The 19,016-nt window shown below is 71.3% G+C and carries 15 protein-coding genes and 2 pseudogenes; 8 read left to right on the plus strand and 9 right to left on the minus strand.

The genetic code is table 11. The annotated features are described in order from the left end of the window. The 5 genes and pseudogenes from H7I41_RS22690 to H7I41_RS22710 form a co-directional block, all read right to left on the minus strand. Window positions 1–393: pseudogene (locus H7I41_RS22690) on the minus strand (protein serine/threonine phosphatase 2C family protein); the annotation flags it as partial. 98 nt (window positions 394–491) lie between these two features. Then, entirely contained in the window at window positions 492–2,696 is a 2,205-nt protein-coding gene (locus H7I41_RS22695; protein ID WP_264014881.1) for a serine/threonine-protein kinase, read from the minus strand. Further along, entirely contained in the window at window positions 2,693–3,706 is a 1,014-nt protein-coding gene (locus tag H7I41_RS22700) for a serine/threonine-protein kinase (protein ID WP_264014882.1), read from the minus strand. Before H7I41_RS22700 ends, H7I41_RS22695 begins: the two co-directional genes overlap by 4 nt. Further along, the gene (locus H7I41_RS22705; protein WP_264014883.1) at window positions 3,703–4,668 is read right to left on the minus strand and encodes a glutamate ABC transporter substrate-binding protein; all 966 of its coding nucleotides are present in this window, start codon (window positions 4,666–4,668) and stop codon (window positions 3,703–3,705) included. Before H7I41_RS22705 ends, H7I41_RS22700 begins: the two co-directional genes overlap by 4 nt. After that, window positions 4,665–5,999 carry a GlnX family signal transduction membrane protein gene (locus H7I41_RS22710; RefSeq protein WP_264014884.1) on the minus strand — a complete coding sequence of 445 codons (1,335 nt, stop codon included), beginning with the start codon at window positions 5,997–5,999 and terminating at the stop codon, window positions 4,665–4,667. The genes H7I41_RS22705 and H7I41_RS22710 overlap by 4 nt, the downstream gene beginning before the upstream one ends. Before the next feature lie 154 nt (window positions 6,000–6,153). Between H7I41_RS22710 and H7I41_RS22715 the strand changes: the two genes are divergently transcribed. The 5 genes and pseudogenes from H7I41_RS22715 (at window position 6,154) to H7I41_RS22730 (ending at window position 12,428) form a co-directional block, all read left to right on the plus strand. Beyond that, window positions 6,154–8,778, plus strand: coding sequence for a LuxR C-terminal-related transcriptional regulator (locus tag H7I41_RS22715; protein WP_264014885.1), 2,625 nt, complete (start codon window positions 6,154–6,156; stop codon window positions 8,776–8,778). A 34-nt stretch (window positions 8,779–8,812) separates the two neighbouring features. Then, entirely contained in the window at window positions 8,813–10,360 is a 1,548-nt protein-coding gene (fadD4, locus tag H7I41_RS22720; RefSeq protein ID WP_264014886.1) for a fatty-acid--CoA ligase FadD4, read from the plus strand. Next, window positions 10,357–11,292: pseudogene (locus H7I41_RS22725) on the plus strand (enoyl-CoA hydratase/isomerase family protein); the annotation flags it as partial. The gene fadD4 and the pseudogene H7I41_RS22725, both read left to right, overlap by 4 nt. Window positions 11,293–11,334: 42 nt before the next feature. Beyond that, complete coding sequence (locus tag H7I41_RS30490; protein WP_505011371.1) at window positions 11,335–11,613, plus strand: immunity protein CdiI family protein; 279 nt, start codon at window positions 11,335–11,337, stop codon at window positions 11,611–11,613. 83 nt (window positions 11,614–11,696) lie between these two features. Beyond that, window positions 11,697–12,428: a hypothetical protein gene (locus H7I41_RS22730; protein ID WP_264014887.1), complete on the plus strand. Its 732-nt coding sequence runs from the start codon at window positions 11,697–11,699 to the stop codon at window positions 12,426–12,428. 12 nt (window positions 12,429–12,440) lie between these two features. On the opposite strand, the gene H7I41_RS22735 is transcribed toward H7I41_RS22730, so the two are convergent. Together H7I41_RS22735 and H7I41_RS22740 are read right to left on the minus strand one after the other, a co-directional pair. Further along, on the minus strand, window positions 12,441–13,358 hold the full coding sequence (locus tag H7I41_RS22735; RefSeq protein ID WP_264014888.1) for an LppU/SCO3897 family protein: 918 nt from the start codon (window positions 13,356–13,358) through the stop codon (window positions 12,441–12,443). A gap of 91 nt (window positions 13,359–13,449) precedes the next feature. Then, a complete protein-coding gene (locus H7I41_RS22740) occupies window positions 13,450–14,178 on the minus strand; it encodes an SDR family oxidoreductase (protein ID WP_264014889.1) in 729 nt (242 codons plus the stop codon). A gap of 84 nt (window positions 14,179–14,262) precedes the next feature. Here H7I41_RS22740 and H7I41_RS22745 point away from each other — a divergent pair, with 84 nt between their 5' ends. Beyond that, entirely contained in the window at window positions 14,263–15,081 is an 819-nt protein-coding gene (locus H7I41_RS22745) for a helix-turn-helix domain-containing protein (protein WP_264014890.1), read from the plus strand. Between the two features lie 5 nt (window positions 15,082–15,086). Here H7I41_RS22745 and H7I41_RS22750 read toward each other — a convergent pair whose 3' ends face one another. Together H7I41_RS22750 and H7I41_RS22755 are read right to left on the minus strand one after the other, a co-directional pair. After that, window positions 15,087–15,812, minus strand: a complete 726-nt coding sequence (locus H7I41_RS22750; protein WP_264014891.1) for a GntR family transcriptional regulator — start codon at window positions 15,810–15,812, stop codon at window positions 15,087–15,089. A gap of 4 nt (window positions 15,813–15,816) precedes the next feature. Next, window positions 15,817–16,962 (minus strand): acyl-CoA dehydrogenase family protein, encoded by a 1,146-nt coding sequence (locus tag H7I41_RS22755; protein WP_372503790.1) that lies wholly within the window; start codon window positions 16,960–16,962, stop codon window positions 15,817–15,819. 51 nt (window positions 16,963–17,013) lie between these two features. On the opposite strand from H7I41_RS22755, the gene H7I41_RS22760 reads away from it, so the two are divergent. Both H7I41_RS22760 and H7I41_RS22765 read left to right on the plus strand, forming a co-directional pair. Beyond that, the gene (locus H7I41_RS22760) at window positions 17,014–18,018 is read left to right on the plus strand and encodes a MaoC family dehydratase (protein ID WP_264014893.1); all 1,005 of its coding nucleotides are present in this window, start codon (window positions 17,014–17,016) and stop codon (window positions 18,016–18,018) included. Window positions 18,019–18,037: 19 nt separating this feature from the next. Then, window positions 18,038–19,016: CoA transferase (locus H7I41_RS22765; RefSeq protein WP_264014894.1), on the plus strand; the 979-nt coding region annotated here is incomplete at its 3' end.

Consider the following 19,016-nt stretch of genomic DNA (forward strand, 5'->3'; position numbering starts at 1 on the left):
CGCCAGACCCGTCGCGGCGGCGCCCGCCAGACCCGTCGCGGCGGCGCCGTGGCCGCTGCGGCAGGCCGCGAGTGCGTCGAGCATCGCCGCGACACCGGCCTGCGCGGCAGCGGTGGCGGCGGTCTGCGCGTCCACAGAGGTGGACACACCGTCGCAGACGGCGACGGCGAACGAGAAACGGCCGTCATCGGTGGGCACGACCCCTGCTGCCGCGGCATCCTCGTTGCGGGTGTGGTGCAGCCCGCGGTCGGTGACCAGCACGATGCCGCGCACGGCCACCTCGTCCCGGTCGGGCTCGGGGCGACGCTCCCCGCAGACGGTGCAGTACCCGTCGGTGAAATCCGCGTTGCCACAGTCACAGGGCCCGTGCGGCTCTGGCCTCGGCACCGCCACCGGCGCCACCTCGAACAACGCGCCGCCGCACGACCCGCAGAACCGGTGCGCAGGCTGTACCGGGGCGGAGCACCGAGGGCAGCGTCCGCCGGGTGCCGTCACGTCCTGGTCCTCGGTCGCACCGCGTTGGCGCGCTCCACCAGTGCGATGCGCTCCCACACATCGACGGCATCGCGCGCCAGTACGCGGTAGCAGGACTCTATGCCTGCGCGTACACCCTGTTCGTCGAAGTCGACGTTCAGTAGCCGGAATGCGGCGGCCGTGTTCCCGGCGTCCAGCCAGCGCAACGCCGCGTCGAGCACTGTGAGCCGGATCGACGCGCGTCGTGCCGCCGACTCGAGGTTCAGCGCACAGGACCGTTTGGCCGCGTCGAGGAGTGTCCTCTCGTCCAGCTCATCGGGCTCGAGCCCGTCGAGAAGGATGCCGACGGCCGTCGCGCCCGCAGGCGCACAGTGGGCCGACGCCTCGGGCACCCGGTCCAGTGCCGCGACCGCGCCGGCCCTGTCCCCCGAACGCGCATGCAGGCGAGCACACCCGAAGGCGGCGCTGACGTAACTGTCGTCGGTGCGCCACACCGTCTCGTAGTGGCGCACCGCGGCGTCGTGCGCGCCGCGCAGTTCCGCTGCCGCCGCGACGGCTAGTTTCGGTGCCAGCTCGCCCGGCAACATGGCTAGCACCTCGTCGAAATGGTCTGCGGCCTCGGCATGGTCGCCCTCGAGAAGGGCGCACTGGCCGAGATACCAGGACAGTCGCCAGTCGTTCGGCAGCGCGGGCCTCAGCTCGGCGAGCCGCTTCCGCGCATCGCCGGGGTTGCCGACCTCCAATGCCGCACGGACCAACCGCAGAGGGATCTCGACGGAGGAGCTGCTGCCACGATTCGCCCCGCCCTGCGCGAGCCAGAGCGCGTTCTCGAGCTGGGCGGGCGGGGTCCCACTCGTGGTGGCCAGCACCGCGGCCCCGGAATCGTGGGGGTCGACCACGGGCACGGCGAGCGCCGCGACCACCTCGGCCGGGACGATCGCCGCGTCGTGGGCCGCGCCGAAGATCCCACGCTGGTGGCTGAAGTGGCTCGACTTCCGCGGCTGCACCGCCGTGCCGCCCGCTGCGGCGATCTCGTACAGCACGCCGGTCAGCTGGTCGGCCATCTCCTCCATCGACGCGAAGCGCCGGCCCGGGTCGGGGTCGGTGGCCCGGAGGATGCAGCGGTGCAGTGACGGGTGCTCCGCCAGAACGGGCACGTCGTCGGGGCCGGGCAACCGGGTTGCCGGCCGGCCGGGTTCCTGCGGCACGTCCATCACCAGCACGGCGAGTGTGCGTCCCACGGTGTAGATGTCGCTGGCGACCGTCGGTCCGGTCCAGGCGATCTCCGGCGCCTGATAGCCGACGGTGCCGTAGATCGCGCAGTCGTCGTCATCCATGTCGACGACGGCGCCGAGGTCGATGAGCTTGACCTGCTCGTCGGTCTGCATCACGTTGTCGGGCTTGAAATCGCAGTATGCGAGGCCTTGGGCGTGCAGATACCCGATGGCAGGAGCGATCTCGACGATGTAGGCCACCGCCTGTTCCGGAGGAAGGGGTCCGCCGTTGGCTCTGCGGATCTGTTTGAGCGACGTCCCGCCGACGTACTCCATGACGATGTAGCCGACCGGGAACCCGGTGTCGTCGACGTGCTCGACGAAATTGTGGATCCGGACGATGTTCGGATGTTCGACCTCCGCCAGCGCGTGGGCCTCGGCCGCGGCCGCGGCCATCGCATCGACGTCACCCGAGTGGACGAGGCCCTTGAGTACGACGTGGCGGCCGTGCACGTTGTTGTCGGTCGCGAGGTAGATCCAGCCGAGACCGCCGTGGGCGATACAGCCCTGCACCTCGTACTGCCCGCCGATCACCTCGCCACGGGACAGCCGGGGGACGAACGAGTAGCGGGTGCCGCAGTGGGTGCAGTACCCCGACGGCCGGCCGAGTGCGCCGTCAGCGCCGCGTCCGACCGGCCTTCCGCAGTCGGAGTTTCCGCAGAACCTGTGTGCCTCCGGCACCTGTGGGTCGGGCAGGATGGCGGCGGCGGGATCGCCCTTGGGTACGCGGGGGATGTCGATGATCCCGGCGCCGAGGCCGCCACGTGCGCTGACCGTGGAGCTCGCCGTGGTGCGCCGCGAGCGGGCCGAGCGCGCGGCGGACGGCATGGCCGCGGTCGAGGGCGGGAGGCCGGGCGACGTCCCGCACTCCGGGGCGGGGGCCGTCCCGCACACGTCGCAGTAGCCGTCGACAACAATTCCGGTGCAACCGGACTCGGCGCACCTCATCCGGCCCTCCCGCGCTTGGAGGCGATGACCTGCTGGTAGTCGGCCACCGCGCGGGTCACGGCGCGCAGATCGCATGGGCGCCGGGACAGCAGGCCGGTGGCGATCCGCATCGACGACACCAGGTCGGCATCCTCGACCAGCCCGAGCCGCGCGGCCTTCGCCTGGTACCCCCGTAGCCGTCCGGTCAGCTCGTCGCGGCGGTCGAGCAGGCCCTGTGCAACCGCCTCGTCCGCGCGGATCTCCCGCAGCGTCGCGTCGATGCGGCGCCGGAGCTCCTGCAGGGCAGCGGGATCCACCTCGGTGAGTGACCGCAGCTGCCGTCGGAGAGCGGGTTCGGGATCCGGGAGGGTCGGCAGCGGCGCGGTGAGCACCTGCTGCTCGACCCGGCGCCGGGTGCCGGCCGCTCCGGCGAACGCGGCCCGCACCAGGTCGACGGCGCCGGCGGTGTCGGCGAGCGCCTCCGTCCAGTTCTCCCGCAGGGCGGCCCATTCGGCGATCGCGGTGAGGCGTTCGGTGACGCCGGAAGCCGTCAACGACAGCGGATCGGTGGCCGCGATGTCGAGCAGCTCGACGATCTCGGGCGGATAGCCGGCGCCCACCTCGTCGAGGCGCGTCATGATCGGGGCGAGGCCGTGTGCCACCTGCGAATCGATCTCGTCGACGGCATCGAGGACGCGGATCACCGCACGGGTGTCGTCGAGCGTCTGCGGCAGTTCGCGCAACATGTGCCTCAGCTCGGCGAGCCGGACGTCGTCGAGACCGGACCGATCGCGCGCGGTCCTGGCCGAATCCAGGGCCGACATGGCCTGAGTCAGGAAGTCCCACAACCGCCTCAGCGTCTCCTCGGCATGCGCCCACCGCTGTGCGGTCACCCCGCTGGGGGAGTAGCGGCGGACATGGGCCATGCCGGGGTGTGCGTCGAGCTCGAACAGGGCGGCCGACATCGATGCGACGTCGTCCGTGCCGGCCGCGAGTTCGCGGTCGATCTCGTGGAACGCCTTCGCCGTCATGGCGCCGCCCCGTAGCGCGGTGCGGGGGGGCCGGGCGACGGCCCGAGACTGTCCAGCCATCTGGAGTAGAGCCGTTGCCACGTTCCGTCGGAACGGATCTCGTCGAGCGCACCGTTGACGAACCGGACCAGGTCGTCGCGGTCCTTCCGGATCCCGATGGCGTAGGGCTCCACACCCATGCTCGGCCCGACGATGTCCACGCTGGGGTCCTGCTCGGCCAGCCCGGCCAGCACGACGTCGTCGGTGCTGATCGCATCGATCTGACCCTGCTGCAGCATCACCAGGCAGTCGGTCCAGCTGGTCACACCGACGACGGTGGGCCGTGCTTCGAGTGCGAACAGCGTCGAGAGCGACGTCGTGCCGGACACCGCGCAGACCCGCTTGCGGGCCAACGTCGCAGCGGAGTCGATGCCCGATCCCTCGACAGCGAGGATGCGCTGGTTGGCATAGAAGTACACCGTCGAGAAGGCGAGCTTCTCGCGGCGCTGACACGTGACCGAGTAGGTCCGCACCACGAGGTCCACCTGACCCGACGTCAGCGCGGTCTCCCGCTGAGCGGCATCGACCACCCGCAGGTCGATGCGGTCGTCGTCGCCGAAGATGCGTCGTGCGATCTCGCGGGCGAGATCGATGTCGAAGCCCTCCAGGTGCCCTGTTGTGGGATTGCGGTACCCGAACAGGAAGGTGTTCTGGTCGACGCCGACCACCAGCCGTCCCCGCTCCGAGATCGCCGCCATCGTCGAGTTCGCCGGCATGTTCCCCGGCTCCGGCATCGGGCCGGGGCGCAGGCTCGCCTCGCGATCGCAGTCCGGCGCCGGCGTCCCCGGCGCGGCGGTGATCTCGGTCGCACCGGCCGGTCTGACCTGTGCAGGTGTGGCGTTGACCGGCGCGGGCGGCGCCGGGGGTGAACCACAGCCGCCGGCGACGACCGCCAGTGCCACCAGTACCCACCGCGCCCTCACAGGAACTCCTCGAGCCGCGGCCACAGCCCGGCCGTGGCGGCCACCGCGGCGAGCGCCAGCAACAACGTCGTGCCGAGGGGAGTCCAGGCCAGGGCGTCACCGGCTTCCGCTGTGCGGTCGCGCAATACCGCACGCGTCTGCTCGATGTGGTCGCGCAGGGTGGACTCCACCTCGGCGAACTGCGCGGCCGACCCGTTCGGGTGGGACCCGACGGCCTGGGTCACCGCGGCGTTGTACTCACCGCCGACGTAGGCCGTCACCTGCCTGTCGTGTGCGGCCGACCAGCGCTGGACTTCGTCGAGGACGGCCACGGGTCCCGATCCCAGCACGCCGGTGAGCTCGTCGAGCCGGCCCCGGAAGGATTCCTCTCCCCTGGTGATGTCGCCCCGTGCGATGAGCTGGAGCATCTCGTCGGTCCGCGCCTGCTGGGCCAGGATCCTTGCCTTTGCGAGCTGGCCGAACCGTGCTGTGCCCTCGCTCTGGCCGCGCTCGATGCTTGCCGCCGCCACCCAGGTGGCCGTGACGATCCACGTCATCACCAGCACCACCACGGCCGCCGCGACGATCAGACCGATGTTGACCTGCCGGTTCGTCCTGGCGCGTAGCGCCAGCGAACCGGCCAGGAGCACTGCGAGCAGCACCGTCAGCAATACCAGGCCTGCGACGGGTGTCGCGCCGACCGCGCGCTGTCCGGCGTGGACCACGGCCAGGTCGCGCGCGAAGATCCGCTCGGCCCCGGGGAGCAGTTCGGTCTGCATCAACGACGAGGCCTCGCGCAGATACGCAGAACCGACCGGGAACTCCTGGAGGTTGTTGGCCCGCGCGAGTTCGACCAGCCCCGTGTAGGTCGCCAGCTGCGTCGAGACCTCCGCCGCCTCGGCACGCGTGTCCGCGTCGGTGGCGCCGGCCGTGACGTCCACCAGCGCCGACGACGCCGCCGCCAGCGCCTGCTGGTACCGCATCCTCGCCGGTGCTGACAGAGTCCCGCCGGACAGGAACGCCGACGCGGCGGCTGCATCGGCCGCGGACAGCGCGGCGTACAGATTCTGCGCCGCGTAGGCGAACGGTTCCGACCGCTCGAGCACGGTGTCGTGTTCGGCTATCCGCCGGTCGAGCCCGCCGGCGCAGACCACGGCGGCCACCGTGCAGGTCGCGACGACGGTGGCCGCGATCAGCACGATCATCCCGGGCGTCGTGGCCACGAACCGCCGGATCCACGCACGCCGTCCGCGGGATGCGCGCGTCGCCTCGACCGGAGCGACGGCGTCCTCGTCCGATGTGGCGGCGTCGCGCCGCGCACCCCGCCGAAGGACTGCCGCCCCTTCGCCCATGTCGGACTCCACTTCGTGACCCACCACTGCAGATCAGGACGCTTTCCATCATCACGGGCACCCGCGCCGAATACGCGAGTACTGCACTACTGCTGTTTGTGCGTTCCGGTGCAATCCACTACTTGCGGCTCCCCACGGTTCCTAGGGTGGGCGTATGCGGTTGACCTGGCCGTTGACCGGTCGCTCCGAGGAGATGCGACTGGTCGCGGCCGCCCTGTCCGACCCGGGCCTGTGCGGAATCGTCATCGGCGGCGCGGCCGGGGTGGGTAAGAGCCGGGTGGTGCGTGAAGCGCTGGAGCAGGCCGCGACTCTCGGACACACGGTCCGCTGGGTCGTCGGCACCTCGTGCGCCCGCGGCCTTCCGCTCGGAGCGTTTGCGGCGTGGGCCGGAACGGCAGACCGCGACGATCTCCAGCTGGTGTGCGCCGTGATCCGGTCGCTCAGCGCGGCCCCGCCCGGCACCGCGGTGGTGGTCGGGGTCGACGACGTCCACCTGCTCGACGAGCTGTCGTTGTTCGTACTGCAGCAGATCGCGCAGCGCGGTGAGGCGAAGCTGATACTGAGCATCCGCGACGGCGAAGAGATTCCCGTCGGCGTGCACGAGCTCTACCGGATCGGCCAGTTCGACAGGCTCGACCTCGAGCCGCTGTCACTTCCGGAGACCACGGCCCTGCTGTCCGCGGCGCTGGCCGGTCCGGTCGACCCGCACGCCGCACGCCGGTTGTGGGAGCTGACCCGCGGTAACGCGCTCTACCTGCGCCACATCGTCGAGCAGCAGGTCACCGAAGGCCGGTTCGGCGGGGAGTCGGGCACGTGGTACTGGCTCGACGATCCCATCGTCGTCCCGCACAGCCTCATCGAACTGATCGAATCCCGGATGGGCGCACTGGCGCCGGATGTGGCGGCGGTCATCGACACACTGGCGGTCGGCGAGCCGATCGCGCTGCCGGCTCTGGAGCGGATGGTCGGCCCCGACGCCGTCGAGGACGCCGATGCCCGGGGGTTGATCAGGGTCGATCAGGCCGGCACGGGCCCCCAGGTGTGGGTCGCGCACCCGTTGTACGGAGAGGTGCGCAGAAACCGCGCGGCGCCCACCCGGCTGCGCAGGCTGCGGGGACTCGTGGCCACCGAACTCGGCGCCGCGGACGACCGGGACGATGCGCGGGTACTGGTCCGCCGCGCCGCCATGAGCATGGACTCGGACCTCACCCCGGACGGCCATCTGCTGGTCACGGCCGCCCGCAAGGCTGTCGCACTCGCGGACCTGTCGCTCGCGGATCGGCTCGCCTCCGCGGCCGTGCACGCCGGGGAGGGACCCGAAGCGGTGTTCATCCGGGCACACGCGCTGTCCTGGAGCGGACGCGGACGGGAGGCTGAAGCGCTGCTCGCCGAGATGTCCGTCGACGGGATGGGCGACGAGAATCGCGCGCGGCTGGCCTATCTGCGCGCGAGCAATCTCCTGTGGGCCCTGGCCGATCCTCCTGCGGCCAGGGCGATCATCGACGCCGCCTCGGACATCACCGCCGGGCCGGCCGGTCACTCGATGGCCGCGCTCCGGACGGTGTACTGGTTCGCCGTCGACCGGCCCGGTGATGCGGTGAAGACCGCGCAGCACCTCGAGCTCGACGACCTGCCCGCGATCGTGGGGGCCGAGACGGCGTGGGCGCTCACCGCCATCGAGGCGGATGCTGGTCGGCTCGGCCGGGCCGTGAGCGTGGCCGAGGCCGGATACGCCGTGGCGACCCGGTCTTCGGACGCCCCGCACATGCAGTTCAACATCGCCGACGCGCACCTCGGGGCGTTGCTCTTCGCCGGCCGTGTCGCCGAGGCCGAGGAGCTGGCCGAGCGGGTGCGCCGACAGGCTGACGACCTTCCCGGCGATCCGCGGTGGCTGGGCGCCGCGGTCGCGGGACGGGCCGCGCTGGGCAGCGGCCACCTGGACACGGCCTGTGTCCTGCTGGCGCCGGCGGAGCGGGCGTTGACCGCCTCGGGTTACGCCATCGGCTGGGGGTACCGCTACGGCGTCGCGCACATGACGGCGCTGGCGATGCGGGGATCGACGGCGCAGGCCGCGGCGCTCCTGACGGATCTCGATGCCCGGCAGCGCACGTTCCGATCCCTTGATGACGAGCGCGCCCTCGCCCTGGCCTGGCTGTCGGCCGGGCAGGGGGTGGTCAGCGAGGCGATGGCGATGGTTACGAGGGCCGCCCGAACAGCGGCCGCCAACGGACGATTCGCGGCCGAGGTGATGTGCCTGCAGACCGCGGCACAGTTCGGCGACACGTCATGTGCGGCGAGGTTGGGTGAACTCGGCGCGATCGTCGAGGGTCCACGTGCCCGCATCGCGGCGCGACTCGCAGCAGCCCTTCGTGACCACGATGCCGCGGAGCTGGTGGTTGCCTCGGAGGAGTTCGAGGCGATGGGGGACCTGGTGGCGGCAGTCGACGCCGCCGCGCAGGGTGGGGTGGCCTACCGCGACGGGGAGTTGCGCGGCTCGTTTCTGACCTGCCTCGCGCGCGCCGAGGCGCTGGCCGAGACGTGCGGCATCATCGAGACTCCGGCGCTGCGGCAGGCCCGCGAACCGATACCGCTCACCCACCGGGAGCGGGAGATCGTGTCGCTGCTCGGCCACGGGCTGTCCAACCGTGACGTCGCCGAACGCCTGACGCTGTCCGTGCGCACCGTCGAAGGGCACATCTACAAGGCGATGAGCAAGACCGGGACGACGAGCCGCGAGGAGCTCGCTGCGCTGCTGACCCACCGCAGGCCGCCCACTTGACACCCGTCAAGTATGACCGTCGTAGAGTCGGTCCATGCAGATCCGCGAGCATGTCGGCGCCGGTAAGCCGGCGATCATCCTCCACCCGTCCGGCACCGTCATCACGTTCGACGACCTCGAGGCACGGGCCAACCGGCTGGCACACCATTTCCGCGCCAACGGGCTGCAGGAGGGCGACGTCGTCGCCATCCTCATGGAGAACAACGAGCACATGCACGCCGTCATGTGGGCGGCCCGCCGCAGCGGCCTGTACTACGTGCCGATCAACACCCACCTCACAGCCGCCGAGGCGGCCTACATCATCGACAACAGCGCCGCGAAGGCCGTCGTCGGATCGGCGGCGCTCCGCGAGACCTGCGCGGAACTCGGCGAGCATCTGCCGCGCGGGCTGCCCGCCGTGCTGCTCATCGCCGACGGAGCCGAAACGTCGGCGACGGGCGCCTCCAGCGACCTCGACGGCTGGGTCCGCTACCCCGAAGGCGTTGCCGGACAGCCCGACACACCGATCGACGACGAGATCGAGGGCGATCTGCTGCAGTACTCGTCGGGAACCACCGGCCGGCCCAAGGGCATCAAACGCGAACTGCCGCACGTGCATCCGTCGGAGGCGCCCGGCCTGATGGCGATGCTGGTGCAGTTCTGGCTCGACCCCGACGCGGTCTACCTGAGCCCCGCGCCGCTGTACCACACCGCCCCGTCGGTGTGGTCGATGCAGATCCAGGCCGCCGGGATCACCACCGTCGTGCTGGAGAAGTTCGACGCGCAGGGCTGTCTCGACGCCATCGCGCGCCACCGCGTCACCCACGGGCAGTTCGTGCCCGCGATGTTCACCAGGATGCTGAAGCTGCCGGAGTCCGTGCGCAAGAGCTATGACGTCTCCAGCCTCAAGCGGGTGATGCACGCCGCCGCACCGTGTCCGGTGGAGATCAAGAAGCAGATGATCGACTGGTGGGGCCCGATCGTCGACGAGTACTACGCGTCCTCCGAGGCGCACGGGTCCACGCTGATCTCGGCCGAGGACTGGCTCACCCACCCCGGGTCGGTGGGCAAGCCGATGAACGGGGCCATCCACATCCTCGACGAGGACGGCAACGAGCTCGGACCCGACCAGCCCGGCGAGATCTACTTCGAGGGCGGCGCGTCGTTCGAGTACCTCAACGATCCGGACAAGACGGCCAAGTCACGGGAATCCCACGGCTGGACCACGGTGGGGGACATCGGTTACCTCGACGAGGAGGGCTACCTGTACCTCACCGACCGGCGGCACCACATGATCATCTCCGGCGGGGTGAACATCTACCCGCAGGAGGCCGAGAACATGCTGGTGACCCACCCGAAGGTGATGGACGCCGCGGTGTTCGGCGTGCCGGACGACGAGATGGGCCAGCGCGTCAAAGGTGTGGTGCAGACCGTCCACCCGGCCGATGCGACCGAGGCGTTCGCCGAGGAACTGCTCGGCTGGCTGCGGGACCGCCTGGCGCACTACAAGTGTCCGCGGTCCATCTCGTTCGAGGCCCAACTGCCCCGCACCGACACCGGCAAGCTCTACAAGCAGGAGCTGATCGCGAAATACTCCGGCTGATGCGCGTCGTCGACCTGTCGGACCCGCCGTCGCCGGACGCCGCGGAACCGGCGGGCGTCGTGGTCGCCACCGGCGACCCTGCCGCACCGGGCGCCGAACACTGGTTGCAGCGAGCGACTTTCACCCTCACCGAGCAGCCGTGTGAGGACCGCCGCGTGGTCCGGGTGCCGTCGGTGCAGCGCACCCTCGCCGAACTCGATCAGCGCTGCCGCACCTGGCCGAAGGCGGCCGCGATCGGCGACGACGTGCTGCGCGCGGTGGACGTCGCGGCGCCCGCCCACGCCGGCCTGATCGCGGAGTCGCTGGCCTACTCGACGCTGCAGGGCAGCGCCGAGTTCCAGTCCTGGCTCGCCGCGCGTGGACCCAGAACGCCTCCGGCGCTGCCCGATCCGGTGCTGGCGCAGCGCGACGGCGACACCCTGCGGGTCCGGTTCAACCGGCCGGGCAGGCACAACGCCTTCTCCACCGACGCCCGTGCCGCGCTACTCGAGGCGCTCGAGATCGCCCGCCTCGACCCGTCGGTCACCGAGGTGGTGCTCTCCGGCAACGGGCCCTCGTTCTGCAGCGGCGGCGATCTGGCCGAGTTCGGTTCCTTCACCGATCCGGCCCACGCGCACCTGGCCCGCACCCGGCACAGCCCGGCGCTGGTGCTCGACGAGCTGGTCCGCCGCCTCGGGCCGGCACTGCGGGCCGAGGTGCACGGCCAGGTGCTCGGCAGCGGACTGGAGATGGCCGCGTACTGCGGACGGGTGACGGCACATCCCGATTCGGTGATCGGGCTGCCGGAACTGGAACTGGGCCTGATTCCCGGGGCAGGCGGCACCGTCAGCATCACCCGTCGCATCGGGCGGTGGCGGACCGCCTACCTGTTCCTCACCGGCGACACCGTGGACCCCGCCACCGCACTGCAGTGGGGGCTCGTCGACGAGGTCACCACCGACGCCCGCACAGTCGTCCCCCCCGTCATCCGGCTCATGCCGGAGTACACGGTCGACTTCCCGCTCTGGGAATCCGGCGGGCAGCGTTACCTCCTGGCGCGGGGCGACCTCCCCCTGTCGAAGGACCTCGAACGCGACCTCGAGCAGTGGGCCGGCTTCTTCAACCGGCACTTCCACCACGACCTCGGGTGGGACCAGCCTGACGCCGGCGCGGACTGGGGCCGCTGGGGCGACCGGCTGGCTGCGGCGCTGCGGGCGGAGCTCGCCGGCATCGCCGAGGTCACCACCGACTTCTGGCCGCTGGCCCACGGGTAGACACCGACCGCCGATTATCGAAACGGCCGCCGCGACGGCATGATCACTGTGAGGGTGGCGTCGACGGGTATCGGGGGTCTGTTGTGCTGTGGATTCTGGGCGGCTGGGGCGACCGTCCCGACCACCTGTGGTCCTGCGCAGAGCGGGTGCAGCGGTCGTTGCGGCTGGCGCCGTCGCAGCCGGATGTGTACGGGCACTGGGGTGTGTGGCTGCCTCGTGATCCGGACGGGCGCACCGGATATGACCTGCAACCGGTCGACGTCGACGACATCGCCGATATCGAACGGGCCATCGACAGGTTCACCGAACGCGCAGGAGGCGGCGGCCCGGCGGCGGGCATCTACGCCGAGTTCGCCCGCAGCCGGTCCGGTGAACAGCCGGAGGCGAGTTCCACCCGGTTCGAGTACGTGGTGCGGGCGGGATTCACCGACCGGTCGAGGGCGCAGAACCAGGTCGCGTTCGACGTCGACGCGGGGACCGACGACCGCACGTTGATGGCGTACATGACCGCGCTGGTGCAGGCATGGGAGCCCGATCACCTGGGCGCGGTCACCCAGCAGACCAAACGGGCGCAGCGCTACCGGTCGCCCGAGGCGGCGGTGGGCCGGCTCACCTACATCCGGGCCGGCACCCCGCTGGACACCGGCGTGCTCGCCGACCGCATCGACATCGCCGCCGCCGACGGCGGGCACTACATCCGCGTCCCCGGCACCCCGGAGCGGCCGAGCCTCGACCACATCACCACGGTGCGTCGTGCGCTCGGCTATGGCAGCAGCGGAACGCGGGACGCGGCGGTCAGCGGCCGGTCGGCGTGACCGGCGCGGGCATCACTCGTTCTGCGCCAGGCAGTAGGTGCGTTCCGGTTCCGGGAATGCCAGCGCCTGCGCGGGCGGAACGCACGCGCTGGGATCGTTGCTGTCGAGGCGGGTGGTGACCTTGCCCGCGGCGTTGGGATCCGCGCAGCCCACCTTCCTGAACATCGTCTCCACCGAGTCGACCCGGAAGCAGTCGCCCTGTTGGAAATTGGGCAGGAAGCACCGGGTCTGGCCGGTGACCGTCGCCTGGTAGAGGTACGAACCCTCGCTGGCGGGGCCGTCGGGGCACTGGCCGGGTCCGGACACGGCACCCAACTGCAGCTGGGCTTCGGGGTCCGAACAGTCGACGCTGTCGGGCACGCCGGTGTCGGGGATGTCGATGACGCACTCGCCGACGTCGAGCCCCGCGCTGTCGCTGCTCGACGTCGGCGACGACGACGAGGAACGCTCGGACGACGAGGAACGCTCCGACGACGAGGAAGTGGACGGCGACGACGCGATCCGGCCGAGATTCCCGAGCAATCCGAGTACCAGGATGATCGCACCGGCGATGATCAGGCCGGTGCCCTGCTTCTTCGGCGCGACGGGCGGTGGCGGCGGGTAGCCGGGCGGCGGGTACGGCGGCTGACCGCCGGGCGGCGGGTACGGCGGCTGCCCGCCCGGCGCCGGGTAGGGCTGCTGCGGGTGGGGCGGCGGATAGCCGGCGGGCGGTCCGTACCCGGGATAGCCGCCCGGAGGTGGCGGCGGGCTCCCGTAGGGCGCCTGGCCCGGCGTCCAGCCGTACGGTGTATTCGGTTGCGGGGAACCGGATCTGCTCCTCTTGACGAGCCCGACGATCAGCAGCACCAGGCCGATGAGGGGGATCACGGCATAGCCGACCATCTCGCCGACGTCGGTGGCATCGGCAAGCACCGAAATGTTGGACGTCACGCTGTTCCTCCGCACCCGTCTCGGCGCGCACCATGCGCCCCCCGGCAAGCCTATGCCGGATGACGCCGGCGCAGCGTCACCGCACCGCGGCTCAGCGCTGCCGCGCGGGCCGGATGATCAGCTCGTTGACATCGACGTCGGCGGGTTCGCCGATGGCATAGGAGATCGCGCGGGCGATCGCGTCGGGCGGGATCGAGTCGGCCCGGTACTCCTGCATCGCGCCCGCCGCCGTCGGGTCGGTGATCGACTCCGCGAGCTCGGATTCGACCACGCCCGGCGACACCGTCGTCACCCGGATCGACGGGTCGACCTCCAGCCGCAGACCCTCGGTGATGGCCCAGGCCGCGAACTTCGAGGCGCAGTACACCGCGCCGGTCGGCACCACCTCGTGCGCGCCGACCGACGCGACCGTGATGAAGTGGCCGCCGCCTTGGCGCTGGAAATGCGGGAGCGCGGCGGCGATGCCGTGCAGCAGTCCGCGGATGTTGACGTCGATCATCCGGTCCCACTCGTCGACGAGCAGAGCGTCCAGTCGGGACAGCGGCATCACGCCGGCGTTGTTGACGACGACGTCCACCCGGCCGTGTTCGGCCACCGCGGCGTCGACGAACGCCGCCACGTCCGCACGGTCGGTCACGTCGAGGCGGCGGACGTCGATGCTGCCGCCGTCCTGCTCGATGCGGCGCGCGAGGTCGGCGAGGCGGTCCTCGCGACGGGCGCCCGCGACGACGTGGTGGCCCTCCGCGGCCAGGCGTGCCGCGACGGCTTCACCGATGCCGCTGCTGGCGCCGGTGACGAGAACAATCTTCGAATCGGTCATGGGACCAGCATCGGCGGTGACGCCCCGCGCAGCCAGGGTGCAGTGCACCCTGCCTGATGCCGGCGGCGGATCTAGGGTGGAACGGTGGCCGAGTTCGGTGAATACCTCAAGGGCCGGCGGGCCGCGATCAGCCCGTCCGACGCGGGCCTGACCAGCAGCGGTGTCCGGCGGGTGCCGGGGCTGCGCCGCGAGGAGGTGGCGATGCTGGCGGGTGTCAGCGTCGACTACTACAGCCGCCTCGAACAGGGCAGGGAGCGCTCGCCGTCGGTGCAGGTGCTCGAGGCGCTCGGGGCGGCGCTGCGACTCGACGACGACGGCCGCAGGCATCTCTTCCGGCTGGCCGGCCTCGCCCCGCGAGAGCAGCACACGCAGGTGGCCGACCGCGTCGACCCCGGGCTGCTTCGACTGATGGACGCCTGGCCGAACAACCCTGCGCTGGTGTACAACCGGGCCTACGACGTACTGGCGGTGAACGCGCTCGCCGAGGCCCTGTTCGGCGAGTTCGGTGCGGTGGGCAATCTGATGCGGCTGGTGTTCACCGATGCGCGGGCCCGCGACTTCTACGCCGACTGGCGTGCCGTCGCGGCCGACTCGGTGGCCGGGTTCAGGATGGGCTACGGCGCCGCCCCGGACGACCCGCACGCCCGGGCGGTGCTGACCGAACTGCTCGACGCCAGCGAGGAGTTCCGGACACTGTGGAGCAAGCAGGACGCGCGTCGGAAGTGTCTGGCGGTGAAGCGTTTCCGTCACCCGGAAGTCGGGCTGCTGACCTTGAGCATGCAGACGTTCGACGTGAGGTCCGCCCCGGGCCAGGAGCTCGTGGTCTACGACGCGGAGCCGGGCAGCCCGAGCGCCGACGGGCTGGCGCTGCTCGGCAGCATCGCCGCGAGCCGCTCCGTCTGAGATCACTACCCGGAGCGGCGCAACGTCACGCGGTAGGTGTACTGCTCGGGCAGGAAGTGGCTGATCGCCAGCTCGATCGGACGGCCCGAACTGTCCGAGTACAGCCGGTCGACGCGCAGCATCGGGTGCCCAGCTGGGCAGTTCACCGCGTCAGCCACCGCCGAGTCGGCCGCGGCGACGGTGATCGACTGCGCCGCTTCCACGATGGGTTCCCGCAGGTGCGGCTCGAGCAGCCCGATCACGGTGTGGGTGCCCGCCGATCCGGTCGCGAGCGCGTCGGCGCCGGTCACGGCGGCAGCCACCGATTCGGGCAGGTGCACGGTGGTGGCGACGAACGGCACCCCGTCATGCAGGCGGCGGAACGCGACGGTGTGCACCACGTCGTGGTCGAGCCGCAGCCGGCTCGCGGCTGCCACGTCCACCCGGCGTGACAACCCGCTGAGCACCTCCATCGTGGTGTCCTGCGACAGGTTCATCAGGTCCTCGATGGAACCCAGCTGTCGCAGGTAGCGCCGTGCGGAGTCGCTGGCGTAGGTGCCGCGGCCGGGCACCCGGTACACGATCCCCTCGGCGACCAGGTCCTGAAACGCCCGCCGCACCGTCTGACGCGACAGACCCTCGCGCGCAACCAGTTCGGACTCCGTGGGCAGCCGGACACCGTTGCGGTAGCGGCCGGCGGCGATCTCGTCGCGCAACCGGTCGCGCAGCAGCTGGTAGGCCGGCGCGGTCAAGTCGTCAGATCCCGCCCCGCGCGACGAGCTGGCCGGCGATGACGTTGCGCTGGATCTCGTTGGTGCCCTCGCCGACGATCATCAGTGGCGCGTCGCGGAAGTACCGTTCGACGTCGAACTCGGTGGAATAGCCGTAGCCGCCGTGGATCCGGACCGCGTCGAGTGCGATCTCCATCGCCACCTCGGAGGCGAACAGCTTGGCCATCCCGGCCTCCATGTCACAGCGTTCGCCGCTGTCGTAGCGTTCGGCCGCGTACCGGGTCAGCTGGCGGGCGGCGGTCAGCTTGGTCGCCATGTCGGCCAGGTAGTTGCCGATGGACTGGTGCTTCCAGATCGGCTTGCCGAAGCTCTCGCGCTCCTGGGCGTAGCGCAGCGAGTCCTCGAGCGCCGCGGTCGCCACGCCAAGCGCCCGGGCCGCGACCTGGATGCGGCCGGTCTCGAGGCCCTTCATCATCTGCGCGAAGCCCTGCCCGGGCGTGCCACCCAGCACGGCCGACGCGGGCACCCGGCAGTCGGCGAAGGACAGCTCGCACGATTCGACGCCCTTGTAGCCGAGCTTCGGCAGATCGCGCGACACCGTGAGGCCGGGGGTGTCGCGCTCGACGAGCAGCACCGAGATGCCGCGATGACGCGGCTCGGCATTCGGATCGGTCTTGCACAGCAGGGCGATCAGGCCGGACCGGCGGGCGTTGCTGATCCAGGTCTTGGTGCCGTTGATCACCAGGTCGTCGCCGTCGCTCACGGCGGTGGTGGAGATGTTCTGCAGGTCGGAACCGCCGCCGGGTTCGGTCAGGGCCATCGTCGCGCGCGTCTCACCGGTGGCCATCGGCGGCAGGTAGGTGCGCTTCTGCTCCTCGGTGCCGAACAGCGCCAGCAGCTTGGCCACCACGGTGTGCCCACCCATCGCCCCCGCGAGGCTCATCCACCCACGGGACAGCTCCTGGGTGACCTCGACGTAGCACGGCATGGACACCGGGGAGCCGCCGTACTCCTCGGCGATGGCGAGGCCGTAGATGCCGATTTGCTTCATCTGGTCGATCCACGCGCCCGGGTAGTCGTTGGCGTGCTCGGTGTCGCGGACCGCCGGCTTGACCTCCCGGTCGACGAACGCGCGCACGGTCTCGACGAGGAGCTTCTCTTCTTCGGTCATATGTACGGCCATATTGACACACCCATCAGCACACTGCCAGCATGACGCCTTGTGACTTTGTCCGGCCAAATCGAGGGCGGCCCCTACTTCGACGACCTGCACGTCGGCGAGGTGTTCGACTCGGCGCCGTCGATGACGCTGACCCCCGGCACCGCCGCCGTGCACCACTCGATCATCGGCGACCGGCTGCGGCTGACGCTCGACGCCGAACTGGCCACCGCCGTCACCGGGTCGAGCGCGCCGATCGCCCACCCGGCCCTGGTCTGCGACGTGGCGATCGGACAGTCCACGCTGGCCACCCACCGGGTGAAGGCGAACCTGTTCTACCGCGGCCTGGTGTTCCACCGGTATCCCGTCATCGGCGACACCCTGTTCACCCGCACCGAGGTGGTTGGCCTGCGGCAGAACTCCGCACGGGAGGGCCGCGCGCCGACCGGCCTCGCGGCGTTGCGGATGACGACCGTCGATCAGCTCGGCCGCCTGGTGCTCGACTTCCACCGGTGCGCGATGCTGCCGCTGTCCGACGGCGCGGGCGACACCGGCCACGCCGACGACCTGTCGGCCGTCGGCACCGAGGCGGCTCCCGCGCAGGATCCGACCGCGGCCTGGGACGCCGAGGCGTTCCGCGCCCGGGTGCCCGGTGCCCGCTTCGACGCCGGGCTCGCCGGACAGGTCCTGCACGGCACCGCCGACGTGGTCAGCTGCGCCCCCGAGCTCGCCCGGCTTTCACTGAACATTGCTGCGATACACCATGATTCGCGGGTGAGCGGGCGACGCCTGGTTTACGGCGGGCACACCATCGGCCTGGCACTGGCGCAGGCGACGAGGGCACTGCCCGACCTGGTGACGGTCCTCGGCTGGGAGTCCTGCGACCACACCGGGCCGGTGCAGGAGGGCGACACGCTCTACAGCGAACTGCACGTCGAGGGCGCGATCCCGGCACCCGACGGCCGCGGCGGGGTCTACCGGCTGCGGTCGCTCGTGTACGCGGTGGAACCCGACGGCGGCGCGGACCGCCAGGTGCTGGACTGGCGCTTCACCGCACTCCAGTTCTAGGCCGCGGGACAATGGGGGAGTGACTGCGCTCGCGATCCCGGCCGCGGTGCTCAACCGCGCCCGCGACACGGCGGCCGCCGTCTCTGCACTGCTCGGTGTCGCTGTGGACGCCGACGAAGTGCTCACCGGCCGCGCGGCGCTGCTGGGTCTGAGCGCAGGCGGCCGGGTCTCCGCGGGCGGCGCGACCCGGCTGCTGGAGACGCGCGACGGCTGGTGGGCCCTCACGCTGTCCCGTGGCGACGACATCGACGCCGTACCCGCTCTGCTGGAAACCGATGCGCGAGAACCGGATCGGTGGTCGGCGATCGCCGGATGGGCGGCACGCCACACCGCCGCCGACGCGGTGGCCCGGGCCCGCCTGCTCGGCTTGCCCGCCGCCGTCCTCGGCGAGACCGCGGCGGCCTCACCCGTGGTGCGTCCACTCGGCAGGCCGGCGACGCCGCGCAGCACGGCCGGTCTGCTCGTCGCCGACCTCTCGTCGATGTGGGCGGGCCCGCTGTGCGGGCAGTTGCTCGCGCTGTCCGGGGCCACCGTGGTCAAGGTGGAGAGCCCGCACCGCCCGGACGGCACCCGTGCCGGCACGCCGGCGTTCTTCGACTGGATGAATCACGGAAAGCTCTCCTATGCGGTCGATTTCGATCACGCGACGGACCTGAGGGCACTGCTCGGCGCCGCCGACGTGGTGATCGAGGGATCGCGGCCGGCGGCGCTGCGCCGCCGCTCCCTCGGACCCCACGACATCGACGGGCGCGACGGCCGGGTCTGGCTGCGCATCACCGGCCACGGCACCGCCGGTGACCGCGCCGGGTGGGTGGCGTTCGGCGACGACGCCGCCGTCTCCGGAGGCCTCGTGGTGGCGGGCGCCGACGGTCCGGAGTTCTGCGGCGACGCGATCGCCGATCCGCTCACGGGCCTGCACGCCGCGCAGGCGGTGGCCGAGTCGCTGGGGCGCGGCGGCGGCGAGCTCGTCGAGGTGTCGATGGCCGCGGTGGCCGCCT

The organism is [Mycobacterium] manitobense, from assembly GCF_025821665.1.
Taxonomy (GTDB): Bacteria; Actinomycetota; Actinomycetes; order Mycobacteriales; family Mycobacteriaceae; genus Mycobacterium; species Mycobacterium arseniciresistens.